Source organism: Stenotrophomonas sp. MH181796 (assembly GCF_009659995.1).
GTDB classification, from domain to species: Bacteria; Pseudomonadota; Gammaproteobacteria; order Xanthomonadales; family Xanthomonadaceae; genus Stenotrophomonas; species Stenotrophomonas riyadhensis.
The window spans coordinates 339,892-352,567 of the sequence record NZ_RAHU01000002.1 but is presented as its reverse complement, the minus strand read 5'-3'; the positions used below and the strand labels follow the sequence as shown (position 1 = coordinate 352,567).

Sequence of the window (12,676 nt, the reverse complement as noted above, 5' to 3'; positions counted from 1 at the left end):
CGATGGAGATCTTCGACAGCCTGGCGCTTGATGCGTCCGGGCTCGCTTTCACGCGCGACGGTTTCCTGATCGGCGACGCCAAGGTCAGCCGTGCGGGCAACGTCCAGCAGTACCTGGGCCGGGAGCTGGGGCTGACCGGCGATGACGCCGGCCGGGTGTTCGGCGTCTACCGCGATCCGGCCACGGTGTTCGATGAGGACAGCATGCGCTCGCTTGTCGGCCGGCCGGTCACCCGCGGCCACCCGCCGAAGGGGATCACAGCCGACAACTGGAAGGAGCTGACGGTCGGGCAGGTGGGCGGTCGTGTAGTGCGCGACGGCGAACACGTGGTCGCCCCCATGGCAATCATGGACGCCGCGTCCGCCAAGGAGGTGGCCGCCGGTGCGCGCTCGCTGTCCGCCGGCTACTCGGTGGAGATCGTCGCCGACGAAGGCGTGGCGCCCGACGGCACCCCGTACCAGTACCGGCAAGCCGGACCGCTGCGCTTCAACCACGTGGCCTACCTGCCGGACAACAACCCGCGTGCCGGCAACACCCGCATGGGGGATTCGCAATGGGGTCCGGCCCCGCTCACGCAGTACGAACTCGCGCTAGTCGACCGGGCGCGTGGTCAGCAGCACCACCACGGCGACGACCACAATCCATCTACGAGGAAAGAACCCATGAGCGACAAGACCATCTTGGTCGATGGGCTGTCCGTCGTCACCAACGACGCCGGCGCCCAGGCCATTGGCAAGCTGCAGCAGCAGCTGAAGGACGCGCAGGCCGCCGCTGGCACCGCCGATGCCGCCCACAAGGCTGCAATCGATGCCAAAGACGCGGCTATCGCCAAGATCGAGGCCGAGCGCGATGCCCTGAAAGCCAAGGTGCTGAGCGACGCCGACTTGGATCAGCGCGCGCAGCAGCGCGGGGACCTGATCGCGAAGGCCAAGGCTGTGCACGACGCAGACTACAGCGGCAAGACCGATGCCGAGGTCCGCAAGACTGCCGTGGTCGCCAAGCTCGGCGATGCCGCGGTGGCGGGCAAGGCCGACGCCTACATCGAGGCCCGCTTCGACATCCTGGCCGACGAAGCCAAGCCGGTCGATCCGGTCGCCAAGGCGCTGCGCGACAGCGCCACCCACCGCCAGCCCGTGAAGGACAACGGCTACGCCGCGTCCGTGGCCGCCCTGGACCACCGCACCGCCGGCCAGAAGGAGGCCTAAGCCATGGCACTTCAGATCAACTATCCGGACACCCAGCCGGCCGCCATTGCGGGCGCGCCGGCCACCATGCTGCCGGCCACCGAGATCTCCCGCACCGTCGAAGGTGCAGCCATCGCCTTCGGCAAGGCCGTGGAGCAGGGCGCAACCGACAAGTCGGTTAAGACCTTCGCCGGCGGCAAGTATGTCGGCATCGCCCAGCTGGACCGCTCGGCATCCGGCTTGACCGTGGTCGCTGGCCAGGTCACCGGCCGTGCTACCGACGCGTTCGGCGTGGGCGAGTCGGCCCGTGTCCGCACCAAGGGCGACCTGTGGGTGGCCGCCGCAGTGGCGGTGGCCGCAGGCGACGCCGTCTACCTGACCGCCGCCGGTGCGTTCACCAACGTGGCAACCGACAACACCGCCATTCCTGGCGCCCGCTGGGACACCAGCACCACCGCCGCCGGTCAGCTGGCCGTCGTCCGTCTCGGCTAAGGAGCCCACCACATGAGCGCAATTCCCCTGATCGACGCCCAGGCAGCCCTGGGCTTCGTGATCGCCCAGGCCTCGATCATCGAGCCGGGCATCTACCGCACCGTCTACCCCGACGTGCAGTACCGCACCCTGGTGCCCGTTGACACCACCGGCAGCGAGTTCGCCACGTCGGTGACCTACATGTCGCAGGACCAGTACGGCAAGGCCGACTGGATCAACGGCAACGCCGATGACATCCCGAAGGCTGGCACTGTCCGCTCGAAGTTCGAGACGCCGGTCTACACCGCTGGTATCGGCTACGGATTCGGTTGGGAAGAGATCGGCCGCGCCCAGATGCTGGGCATCAACCTGTCGACCGAAGATGCAGCCGCCGCACGCCGGGCGTCTGAAGAGATGGTCGATCGCGTCGCGCTTCTGGGCGATGCCAGCAAGGGCTTCACCGGCCTGTTCAATGCTGCTGGCGTCACGCCCGTCGCGGCGCCGACCGGTGGCTGGGATGCGTCCACGAGCTCAGAACTGATCGTGGCCACGCTGAACCAGGCGCTGCTCAACGTGTTCAACGGCACGAACACGGCGTCGATCGCGAACACGCTGCTGTTGCCCTGGACGAAGTTCAACCTGCTCGCCACCCGCAAGATGAGCGAGCACAGCGACAAGACCATCATCCAGTGGTACCTGGAAAACAACCTGTACACCGTGCAGACCGGGCAGCAGCTGACCCTGCGCGGCGTGCGTGGCCTGGACACCGCCGGCGTCGGTGGCACCACGCGGCTGGTGGCGTACCGCAACGATCCGCAGGTGCTGAAGCTGCACATGCCGATGCCGCACCGCTTCCTGCCGGCCTGGCAGAGCGGCCCGCTGCGCTGGGACATTCCCGGCGTGATGCGCCTGGGTGGCCTAGACGTGCGCCTGCCCAAGGAAGTCGTCTACCTGGACGGCATCTGATCCCCACGGCCCCCGCCACGCGCCGGGGCCACAGCGGAGCGAAGCATGAAGATCAAGAACAACCACAATGGTCCGCTGGGCTTGCCCGACGGCACGATTCTGCCGCCGGGCGAGCAGACCCCTGTCGCGAACTGGGAGGAGCTGAAGAAGAACTCGGTGGTGCAGGGCTGGATCAAGGCCGAGATCCTGAGCATCACCGGTGGCGACGCCAGCGGCAGCGGGCAGGCCGCCGACGGCAACTCGGGCGGCGAGGGCGGCGCCGACAAGGACGCCCTGATCGCGCGCGCCAAGGAGCTGGGCATCGACGCGAAGGGCAACTGGGGTGTGCCGAAGCTGCAGGCGGCAATCGCCGATGCTGAAAAGGCCGCCGGCGGCAATTCGGGCGGCGAGGGCTGACCATGTACGGCACGCTGGAAGGCGCGAACAGCTACCACCAGGCGCGCGGTAATGCCGCTTGGGCTGCCGGCACGGAGCAGGCCCGCGAGGGTGCGCTGATCCGCGCCACGGATTACATCGACGGCCGGTACCGGGTCCTGCTGGCATCTGGCCGCTGGGCGTCGATGTTCCCGGGCGTGCGTACGGCCGGGCGGGGCCAGCCGAACGAGTGGCCCCGCACCGGTGCGATCGACTATGACGGTGACCCCATCCAGCCGGATGAGGTGCCCGACGAGGTGGAGCGCGCAGCCTACGAGGCCGCACTGCGCGAGCTGGCCAGCCCGGGTAGCCTGTCGCCGGACTACGTGGTCACCGAGGCAGTAACCAAGGAGAAGGTTGGCCCAATCGAGGTCACCTATGCCGATGCCACGGCCGCTGGCCAGGCGCCGAACAGGCCGGTGGTGCCGGCCATTGACGAGATCCTGGCACCGTTGCTGCGGACACCGGCGGTTGTGCCTGCGGTGCGTGTCGTATGAGCCGCTTCTACGACCGCATGCAGGCGACAGCCACGAACCTGATCGGTAGCTACGGCTACGGCACCCAACTGGAGCGCGACGGTGCTCCGACCGGGCCTCCGCACAACCCGCAGCCGGGTCCGCCGACGCGGCACGACTGCACGGTGGTGGAGCTGGACTACAGCCTGACCGACCGCGACACCACGCTGGTGCAGCAGGGCGACAAGCTGGGCCTGATCTCGACCGCAGTGGACATCCAGCCCGGCAAGGACGACCGGCTGCTGCTGGGTGGCCAGCTGTATCACCTCATCGACCTGCAGCCGCTCTCCCCGGGTGGTCAGGTCCTCCTGTATGAGTTTCACGCCCGACGCTGATGGCCAACCTCACACCCCGCGAGCTGGAACTGCTGGCACGGCGCCTGGAGCCAGCTATGCGTCGCGCGTTCGAGCAGGCCATCGCAGGCGTGCGGTCGCAGGTGCAGCTGGACCTGCTTGCGAGCCTCCTGCAGGCCGGGCAGGTGGACGCTGTACTGGAGGCGCTGGGATTCGACGGCGAGCGCTTCTCGCCGCTGGCCGAGCAGGTGCGCCAGGCGTTTGCCACCGGCGCAGAGGTCGGCATGAAGGAGCTGCCGACCCTGTCGCTACGGCAGCAGGTGCGCGGGCGGTACAACCCGGCCAACGACACGCCACTGCTGCGGTTCGGGTTCGACATGCGCAACCTCGGCGTGGAGAGCTGGCTGCAGTCGAACTCCTCGCGCCTGATCACCGGGGTGGTGGAAGATCAGCGGCAGCTAGTACGCCAGCATTTGGTCCGCGGCATGGCCGCCGGCCTCAATCCACGCCAGACGGCGCTGGAGCTGGTCGGCAGGGTGGGCGAGACCGGGCGCCGCAGTGGCGGCGTGGTTGGCCTCACTGCGCAGCAGGCGCAGTTTGTGGCCAATGTCCGGCAGCAGCTGGCCAGTGGTGATCCAGCGCAGATGGCGGAGTACTTCAGCCGCAAGCGGCGCGACAAGCGCCTGGACGGGATCGTCAGCCGGGCCATCAAGGCCGGGAAGCCGGTGGCGCCGGCAGACGTCGAGAAGATCGCCGCGCGATATGCGGACCGGCTGCTGGCGCTGCGTGGCGAGATGATCGCGCGCACTGAATCGCTGACGGCCATGGCCGCTGGTCGGGAGGAGGCGTTCCGGCAGCAGATCGAGAGCGGCCGCCTAGCGCCGGAGAACGTCGAGGGCACCTGGTCAGCCACCGGTGACGACAGGACCCGCCACAGCCACCAGGCGATGAACGGCCAAGTTCGCCGGTTCGGTGAACCGTTCCAGACGCCCAGCGGTGCGTTGATGCGGTTCCCTGGCGACACCTCGCTCGGTGCTGGGCCGGAGGAAACCATCGGCTGCCGCTGCATGAAGCAGTACCGGGTGAACATGGCGGCGGAGGTGAAGCGTGGCCAGTAAATTCGGAGCCCAGGTCCTGGCCTTCACGGAGAAGGCCAAGGCCATGCAGGGCGCGATCTTTCGCGAGTCGGCCACCAAGCTGATGGAGGAAGCCGGCACGCCCGAGGGGCAGGGCGGGAAGATGCCGGTGGATACGGGCTTCCTGCGCAACTCTGCCGCTGCATCGGTCGAGGGCATGCCATCGGACAGCGCGCAGGCCCCGGAGCTGGTGTTCGCCACCATGGAGTTGGGGCAGACCGTGTGGGCTGGCTGGACCGCGAAGTACGCCATGCGCATGGAGCACGGCTTCTTCGGCGAGGACAGCTTGGGTAGAACCTATGCGCAGGCGGGCAAAGGCTTCGCGCGCGCGGCGGCCCAGCGCTGGGATTTCATCGTGGCTGAGGTTACAGCGAGCGTGAAAGGACGGATGGGATGAGCGACACGGCGATCTATGACGCATTCGCCACGCTGGTGGGCCAGTTTGCCGCAGCGCAGAGCCTCGCCTGCTCCTACCCGGGGCAGGGGTTCAAGCCGCCAACCGGCAACGGCGCTCGCTGGCTGGAGCTGCAGTGGTTCCCCAACCGAACCGAGAACTACGGCATCGAAGACGATGGCCCGTTCCTGATGCAGGGTTTCGGCCAGCTGTCGGCCTGCTACCGGCCGGGGCAGGGGATCATGGTCGGTACTGCGATCACGGACCAGATCATCGCCACATTCGCCAAGGGCACGACCTTCGCAGGCATGCGGGTGGAGAGGAGGCCTTGGACCTCCAGCATCATCCAGGACCCGGAGCGGGTCATGCACCCTGTGACCATCCCTTGGCGGGGCTTTACGAGTTAATACAGTGGTAGCATTCGCAACAACTACGTACAGACATTGGCTCTATGAACGACCTGCTTGCTGCTATCGATATTGTTTCTCTGGATGGAGTAATGAAGGTAGACATTCCATTCCTCGATGAGCAGCGAGGAGCGATCCGCCTCTGGATTGGATCTGTGTCCCAGGGAGAAATGTCGGAGGAAACTAGGGCTGCGGTGTCGGAGGCGATCCAGCGATTTGCGGCGGCAGTAACATGCGCAAAGCGTAAGGCAAATGCAAAGCGACAAATCGATGAGGCCGAGGCAATCCTCAAAAAGCTTGATGCTAATCAGGCAGGCAAGCAGCGAAGTAACGAAGAGCTGGAAGACTTTAACGCGGTCGTCGCTAGAATTACGACTTTCACTAGTAAGTACAATGACTTGGATGGCGAGTTCAGATCGGCCTATAAGTTTGTTTCGATTGCGATCCCCGCAGAATGGGCGCATGGGTCCGGGATGAGAGCGTAAAGTGAACCATAAGCCGCCAAAACTGCACCTAGTCAGCAGCAACGAGATCCCGAACGAGGGCGAGCTGCAGGCCATGCGGGACGCCATTACCCGCATGAAGCGGAACCGGCAGCTGCTGGACGAGTTCTGCGCCGAGCAGGCGCGGTTCGTCCGGGCGGAATACTTGGCCTATGTGGAGGCGGGATTCACACGGCTGCAGGCCATGCAGCTGGTGGCGGCAAAGCTGGGCCCCAGCAAAAAGTAGGCGAATTCAGCCTGCCGGGCCTGTGAAGGCCGAAATCCTGTGGTAGTAAAGGCCCCAGCGGTGGCATGACGCCGCCGACAGGGGGCAACATGAAAGCGATCACAGCGTTGGCAGTTGTGGTGGTTGCGTGTGCGGGATGCTCCACCCTTAAGAATGAGCCGATCCATGTTTCTGACGGTGCCGTTCGGAAGACGGTTGGGACGGTGACAACCTGGAGTCCGGATAAGGCCGCCGCCGTCGTGGTGGACAACAAGGTCTGCATGCAGCTGCCGACCCGGATAGTCTCCCTCAGCACTGGTGGCAGGGGGATGGTCGCAGTCGACGGGAATGGCATCCCCATTTCGTCAGGAGGAAAGATCAAGGGTGCTGCCGGAGGCGATGGCAACTTTCAGTCCACTGCCGCGCCCACGTTCCATGCTTCCGAGCGAGTAACGTTCCTATCGCACAGCCTTTTCTACCTCTGCCAGTTGGCGATGAACGGCGCATTGGACAAGTCCCAGGTCAGCCAGATGATGCAGTTTGTGGTGGTTGAAGCGGCGAAAATCACCCCGCCGCCCGAACCTCCTGTGTTGAGGACAATGTCGGTGCCTTCAGGCCAATCTACGCCGCAGTACAAACAAGAGTGACATCAAGGCCCGCCCACAAGCGGGCCTTTCACTTTTCCAACGACCCCGCCCCGTGGCGGGTTTTTTTACGCCCATCGCGAGGAGATACGGCTATGGCCGAAGCACAAACCAACAGTGGATCCAAGCTCCACATCTGCGTCACTCCGCAGAATGAAGACCTCACCGAAACCGAGTTCAAGGCGCTGACCTTCGTGCAGGTCAGCAACGTGGGGTCGGTCGGTGAGCGCGGCATCAACACCAACATCGTTCAGTACGACACCTGGGACACCCTGGTCGCGAAGAAGGGCAAGGGCATCACCAACGCTGGCGATCCGCAGGTCGAGGTTGCGGAAAACCTGAAGGACCCCGGGCAGATCGCCATGCGTGCTGCCGGCGCCCCCAACGTTCCGGACGCCTATGCCTTCAAGGTCGAGCGGCCCGATGGCGCCATCGAGTTCCTGCGCGGCCTGGTCGCCGGCCCGAACAAGCCGGGCGGGCGCAATGAGGATTTCCGCCTCAACACATACACGCTCGGCTTGAATCAGGCCCCGATCGACGTGCCGGCGCCCGTCACCCCGTAACCCGAACACCTCGGGGGATAGGGCGGCCGCCTGACAAGCCGGAACTGATCCGGCCGGCTTCCCCCGGGGCTCTCTACCGGATCGCCATCAAGGATCCCGAACATGACCGAACTGACCAACATCGTGGCGGCAGAGCGCCGCCTGGACATCGTGCACCCGGCCACCCAGGAGCCAGTGGGCCTGGTGCTGATCCTGCTGCCTGACAGCCACCCGCAGGTGAAGGCCGCTGGACGCAAGGCAATCAATGACCGGATCAACCACCGCGGCAAGGTGGGCGCTGAGCAGATCGAAGCCAGTCGCACCAGCATGCTCTGTGCATCGATCGGTGGCTGGGAGTGGCAGGGGGAGCTGACCTTCCACGGGGAGAAGCCCGAGTTCAACCCGCAGACCCTGCAGCAGCTGCTGAAGGAACTGCCATGGGTGGGGGAACAGGTCGACGTCGCCCTGACCGACCGGGCGGAGTTCTTTCGCCGACCTGACGAAACGGACGGCTGACGCCGTCTACATCGCCGTCCGCTACGACATGGCGGATGAGAACGGCGAGACCCGGCGCCAGCGCAATGCGCGCTTCGGCCTCGCCGAATCACCAGAGCTGGAGGTCCCCGACGCGGCTGCCCACGTCTGGGGCTGGTTCTGGGAGCTATCAGGGCGCAGGCACAGCGGTCCGGAAGCGTTGACGTTTGCTGACATCGGCCAATGGGCCTCTCTCCTGCAGATCGAACTGCTGCCGGAAGAGGTCCAGATGCTGATGGCGATGGACGACCAGTACCTGCGCGCGGTGCGCGAAGACCAGAAGGCCGCGCGTGAGCGGGCAATGCAGAACAACGGGAGCCCCTGATGGACATCGCCGAGCTTGGCTACAAGGTCGACAGCAGCGGCCTGGTGGAGGGCACCAAGGCCCTGGACGAGAATGCTGCGGCTGCTGACAAGGCCGGCGCTGCAGCCGACCGCCTGGAGAGTTCGCAGAGTGCTGCCAGCAAGTCGGCGTCTTACTGGGCCAATGAGCAGGCCAAGATCAACGCCCGCGTGCAGGAGATGGAGCGGATCGAGCAGAGGGCTGCCGTAGCCACGCGACAGGCTGCCACCGCCACGGAAGCGCAAGAGCTGAACCTGCAGCAGCTACTCGGCCAGATCAACCCGACAGTGGCAGCGCTGAACAAGTTGGCCGAGCAGCAGGACCGGCTGGCGCGCGCACGGGACCTGGGCATGCTCAAGCCCCAGGTATGGCAGCAGTACCAGGCGAACATCGACGCCACGCGCGCGTCCATCCTCAATGCCACCGGTGCGCAGAACGGCATGGGTATGTCCGCGCGCCAGCTGCAGAACAACCTGCGCATGATCCCGATGCAGGTAACCGACATCACCACCAGCCTGATCAGCGGCCAGCCAGCGTGGATGGTGGCGATCCAGCAGGGTGGACAGCTGAAGGACCAGTTCGGTGGCATCGGTCCCGCCGCCCGTGCCGTGGGCGGCTATGTGCTGGGGTTGATCAACCCGTTGACGCTCACTGCGGCGGCACTAGCGGCCCTGGCCATCGCCGCGAAGCAGTCGGAAGACCAGCTGTTCGAGTTCCAGAAGGCTCAGATCCTGAGCGGGCAGGGTGCCGCCGTCGGTGCTGCTGGATTCCTGGAACTGGCCAACAGCATCGATCACCTGCAGGGCGTATCGCGAGGCGGCGCGGTGGCCGCTCTGACTGAGACCGCCAAGGCCGGCCGCTATGCGGGCGAACAGTTCGAGATGGTGGCAGCGGCGGCAGCCCGAATGGAGGCCTCGACGGGCCGGTCTGCACAGGAGACCGTGCGAGCGTTCGAATCCATCGCAAAGGAGCCGGTGGAGGGTCTACTGAAGCTAAACGATGCAGAGCGCTTCCTGACCGCCGCGCAGCTGCAGCGCATCACTACGTTGCGTGAGGAGGGGCGGTCACAGGAAGCGGCCAACGAGGCGATCCGGATCTACGCCGATCACCTGGACGACGTGGCCAACCGCACTGAGGCGGTGATGCCCGGGATGTCCAAGGCCTGGCGCGACATCAAGGACGACATCAGTGGAGCGTGGGGGGCGCTTGGCAGCTTCACCGGTGCAGTGGTCGACCTTGCCGGCGAATGGGGCATCCTAGCGCGCCTACCGCGTCTGAGCGACGTTCTAGGCCTCGGCCTTGCCGGTGGTGCCCTAGTGAAGTGGACCGGTTTACCGTCTCTCACCGAAGCGCTGAACGGCGCGGCTGCCCGCATGCGAGGACTGCCGCCGCTGCCCAAGCCCATCGATGAGGGGGGCGCGCTGGATCCGCAGACTGCCCGCGACCTTGCTGCGGTGACGCAGGAGCGCGCCACAGCCGAGCAGGCCGCTGCCGAGGCCATCAATGCCCAGGTGGCAGGGCTTGATCGGGCCAGTGCCAAAGAAGCGGCGCGGCTGAAGATCATCGCCCAGTACAACAAGCTGGCCGACAACGACGCCCGGCACTTCGATGGGTCCATGCAGCGGCTGATCGCGAAGGCCCAAGCCGACGTCGACAAGTCGTTCAATCGTCGCGACGGCGTAGGCAAGCGGAACGGCGACGATAGTGCCGCGCAGAACATGCTGGCGGCGGCACAACGGCAGATCGAGGCAAACAAGCAGCTGATGGAGACCGGGGTCAAGGTGACCGAAAGCGAGCGCCAGACGATGGCGATCGAGCAGGTGCTGGCCAAGGGCAAGAACACCATGACGGCGTCCACCCGGGCGCTGCTGGTGGCGGCGAGGGAGGAGCTGCTGGCGTCCGGTCAGAAGGCTGCGGCGTACGCCAAGGAGAAGGAGGCGGCTGAGGCGTTGGCTAGGCAGCAAGCAATCCTCGCGCAAGGCAGTAGCAACCGGGCACGCTCCAACGAGCTGGACCTGATGGGCATGGGCCGGGGCTCGGATGCGGTCGCCATGCTGCGCCGGCAGCTGGACATCCAGCGCGAGTACCAGGACGAGCTGAAGCGCATTGGCAGCCGTGACGTGGCTGCCGACAAGGCGTCTTGGGATCTGCTGGCGGCGAACGCAGCAACCTATCGCGACAGCGAGTTGGCCAAGGAGCGCGCATTCCAGGAGCAGCGCCTGGCGATGCTGAGCGACTGGCGTGCAGGAGCGCGCCGGGCATGGGAGGACTACTCCTTCGCCACCAGCAATGCCCTGGAGCAGGCCAACAGCGTGATGAACACCGCCCTGAGCGGCTGGGAGGATGCCTGGGTGCGGTTTGCCCAGACCGGGAAGCTGTCGTTCCGTGACATGGCCAACGCCATCATTGCGGACCTCGCCCGCATCGCAGCCAAGCAGGCCGCAGTAGGAATCATCAACGCAGTGGCAAGTGCTTGGGGCGCTAGCAGCGGAGTAACCGCAGCGGGCAATGCGGCGGCCACCAGCGGCACGCAGAGCATCAATGAGGGGTTGCTGGCCGGTTACGGCGGCGGAAGGGCGCGCGGTGGCCCGGTGAGCGGTTCCACGCTGTACGAGGTGGGCGAGGGCGGCAAGCCTGAGCTATTCAACGATGGCCGAGGGCGCACGTACCTGATCCCGGGCAACGACGGCCAGGTCATTCCTGCAGCGCCTGCCGCAGCGGCCGGTGCGGGCCCTGCTGGTGGTGCTTCCGTGATCAACGTGAACGTGGTCGTCAACAGCGATGGCACCACCGAGACCGATGCGGACACGTCTCTGATGAACCAATTCGGGAAAGACCTTGGGCAGTTCGTGGACATGAAGATCAGGGAAGCACAGGTCAAGTCCATGAAGCCTGGCGGTGTGCTGCACTCGATGGGGGCCGGCCGATGACCGACACCTTTACCTGGCGACCCACCAGCACCGGCGGCAGCACGATCAAGGACGTGGTGAAACGCGCCCAGTTCGGTGATGGCTACCGGCAGAGCGCTCCGGATGGCATCAACCCGCGCAGCCGTAGCTACCAACTCACCTTCACCGGCTCCAAGACGATGGTGGATCAGATCATCGCTTTCCTCGATGCCCACGTCGGGCGCTCGTTCTTGTGGCAGAGCCCGCGCGGCCTGCTGCTTTTCGAGTGCACAGCGCAGGGCGAGCCGTTCCACAACGGCTTGGTGCACAGCATCACGGCCACCTTCGAACAAACGTTCCAGCCGTAAGGGATCAACATGGCACGCCAAGTAATCGACACCACTACCGACCACGGGACCTACAAAGGCGATCCTGCGAAGGTTGCTTTCGAGAAGGTAAACGCCAATGACGCTGAGCTTTACCAGCGGGACGACGACAATTTCTCCACGCTGTCGGCTCAGATTGCTGCTGCGCCTGGGAAATCGCTGGACCGAGGCCTGATCAGCAGCAACGGCCTGCTGCTGTCGTTCTCCGGATCTACCCTGAGCTTGTCGCCTGGGGTGGCTTTCATCCCGTCCCTGAACAAGATCCTTGCAGTAACCACCGCGCTTTCGAAGGCGCTGAGCGGCATGACCCAGAACACCTGGTATCACGTCTATCTGTTCGCGAAGACCGACGGGACGCCAGACTTCGAGGTCGTCACCACTACTCCGTCAGCTGTCTACTTCGGCACGGCACGCACCAAGAGTGCTGACACTTCAAGGCGCTACGTGGGCAGCGTTCGGGTCGGGGCATCGGGCGTGCTGAAGTTCGAGCACCACGGCGACCGCGTGGTGTACCTGGAAGATACCCAGGGCGCGCCGTTCCAGGTGCTTGCTGCGGGATCGTCTACCGTGGCTGCAACTGTGAGTGCCGCACAGGTTGCGCCGGTCACCGCCTACGCGGTGCTGCTGAACGCGCTTAACGCCGCTGCCAACGGTGCATACACCCGACTTTCAAACAGCAAAGGCCCATCAGCTCAGAGCGGATACATGGCCTTGGCGGCGCCAAGTAGCGTCTCGGTTGTGCAGATGCCCGTCGACGGTGCCCAGGCCTACACCTACGCCTACGACCTTGCGCCATCGCCAGCCGGTGCGGCGTATCACCGCATCAACGGCTACTTCTTCGAACGGTGAAC

The 12,676-nt window shown here is 65.4% G+C and carries 18 protein-coding genes; all 18 read left to right on the top strand.

What is annotated here, in order from left to right:
• Positions 1-2: 2 nt before the first annotated feature.
• The 18 genes from D5301_RS05410 (at position 3) to D5301_RS05325 (ending at position 12,674) form a co-directional block, all read left to right on the top strand.
• The gene (locus D5301_RS05410; protein ID WP_153855072.1) at positions 3-1,205 is read left to right on the top strand and encodes a DUF2213 domain-containing protein; all 1,203 of its coding nucleotides are present in this window, start codon (positions 3-5) and stop codon (positions 1,203-1,205) included.
• 3 nt (positions 1,206-1,208) lie between these two features.
• Positions 1,209-1,676, top strand: coding sequence for a DUF2190 family protein (locus D5301_RS05405; protein WP_153855071.1), 468 nt, complete (start codon positions 1,209-1,211; stop codon positions 1,674-1,676).
• Positions 1,677-1,688: 12 nt separating this feature from the next.
• Complete coding sequence (locus tag D5301_RS05400) at positions 1,689-2,621, top strand: major capsid family protein (RefSeq protein ID WP_153855070.1); 933 nt, start codon at positions 1,689-1,691, stop codon at positions 2,619-2,621.
• A 45-nt stretch (positions 2,622-2,666) separates the two neighbouring features.
• On the top strand, positions 2,667-3,017 hold the full coding sequence (locus tag D5301_RS05395; protein WP_153855069.1) for a hypothetical protein: 351 nt from the start codon (positions 2,667-2,669) through the stop codon (positions 3,015-3,017).
• Positions 3,018-3,019: 2 nt separating this feature from the next.
• On the top strand, positions 3,020-3,532 hold the full coding sequence (locus D5301_RS05390) for a DnaT-like ssDNA-binding protein (RefSeq protein WP_153855068.1): 513 nt from the start codon (positions 3,020-3,022) through the stop codon (positions 3,530-3,532).
• Positions 3,529-3,885, top strand: coding sequence for a hypothetical protein (locus D5301_RS05385; protein WP_153855067.1), 357 nt, complete (start codon positions 3,529-3,531; stop codon positions 3,883-3,885). The genes D5301_RS05390 and D5301_RS05385 overlap by 4 nt, the downstream gene beginning before the upstream one ends.
• Positions 3,885-4,961 carry a phage minor head protein gene (locus tag D5301_RS05380; protein WP_153855066.1) on the top strand — a complete coding sequence of 359 codons (1,077 nt, stop codon included), beginning with the start codon at positions 3,885-3,887 and terminating at the stop codon, positions 4,959-4,961. Before D5301_RS05385 ends, D5301_RS05380 begins: the two co-directional genes overlap by 1 nt.
• Complete coding sequence (locus tag D5301_RS05375) at positions 4,951-5,376, top strand: hypothetical protein (protein WP_324187272.1); 426 nt, start codon at positions 4,951-4,953, stop codon at positions 5,374-5,376. Before D5301_RS05380 ends, D5301_RS05375 begins: the two co-directional genes overlap by 11 nt.
• A complete protein-coding gene (locus tag D5301_RS05370; RefSeq protein ID WP_153855065.1) occupies positions 5,373-5,780 on the top strand; it encodes a phage tail terminator-like protein in 408 nt (135 codons plus the stop codon). Before D5301_RS05375 ends, D5301_RS05370 begins: the two co-directional genes overlap by 4 nt.
• A 44-nt stretch (positions 5,781-5,824) precedes the next feature.
• Positions 5,825-6,265, top strand: coding sequence for a hypothetical protein (locus D5301_RS05365; RefSeq protein ID WP_153855064.1), 441 nt, complete (start codon positions 5,825-5,827; stop codon positions 6,263-6,265).
• 1 nt (position 6,266) lies between these two features.
• A complete protein-coding gene (locus D5301_RS05360; protein ID WP_153855063.1) occupies positions 6,267-6,509 on the top strand; it encodes a hypothetical protein in 243 nt (80 codons plus the stop codon).
• A gap of 89 nt (positions 6,510-6,598) precedes the next feature.
• The gene (locus tag D5301_RS05355) at positions 6,599-7,135 is read left to right on the top strand and encodes a hypothetical protein (RefSeq protein ID WP_153855062.1); all 537 of its coding nucleotides are present in this window, start codon (positions 6,599-6,601) and stop codon (positions 7,133-7,135) included.
• A 92-nt stretch (positions 7,136-7,227) separates the two neighbouring features.
• Positions 7,228-7,695, top strand: a complete 468-nt coding sequence (locus tag D5301_RS05350) for a hypothetical protein (protein ID WP_153855061.1) — start codon at positions 7,228-7,230, stop codon at positions 7,693-7,695.
• 102 nt (positions 7,696-7,797) lie between these two features.
• The gene (locus D5301_RS05345; protein ID WP_153855060.1) at positions 7,798-8,190 is read left to right on the top strand and encodes a hypothetical protein; all 393 of its coding nucleotides are present in this window, start codon (positions 7,798-7,800) and stop codon (positions 8,188-8,190) included.
• Between the two features lie 28 nt (positions 8,191-8,218).
• The gene (locus tag D5301_RS05340) at positions 8,219-8,533 is read left to right on the top strand and encodes a hypothetical protein (protein ID WP_153855059.1); all 315 of its coding nucleotides are present in this window, start codon (positions 8,219-8,221) and stop codon (positions 8,531-8,533) included.
• The gene (locus D5301_RS05335; protein ID WP_153855058.1) at positions 8,533-11,481 is read left to right on the top strand and encodes a phage tail length tape measure family protein; all 2,949 of its coding nucleotides are present in this window, start codon (positions 8,533-8,535) and stop codon (positions 11,479-11,481) included. The genes D5301_RS05340 and D5301_RS05335 overlap by 1 nt, the downstream gene beginning before the upstream one ends.
• The gene (locus D5301_RS05330) at positions 11,478-11,807 is read left to right on the top strand and encodes a phage tail protein (RefSeq protein ID WP_153855057.1); all 330 of its coding nucleotides are present in this window, start codon (positions 11,478-11,480) and stop codon (positions 11,805-11,807) included. The genes D5301_RS05335 and D5301_RS05330 overlap by 4 nt, the downstream gene beginning before the upstream one ends.
• A 9-nt stretch (positions 11,808-11,816) precedes the next feature.
• Positions 11,817-12,674 (top strand): hypothetical protein, encoded by an 858-nt coding sequence (locus tag D5301_RS05325; protein ID WP_153855056.1) that lies wholly within the window; start codon positions 11,817-11,819, stop codon positions 12,672-12,674.
• Positions 12,675-12,676 lie beyond the last annotated feature (2 nt).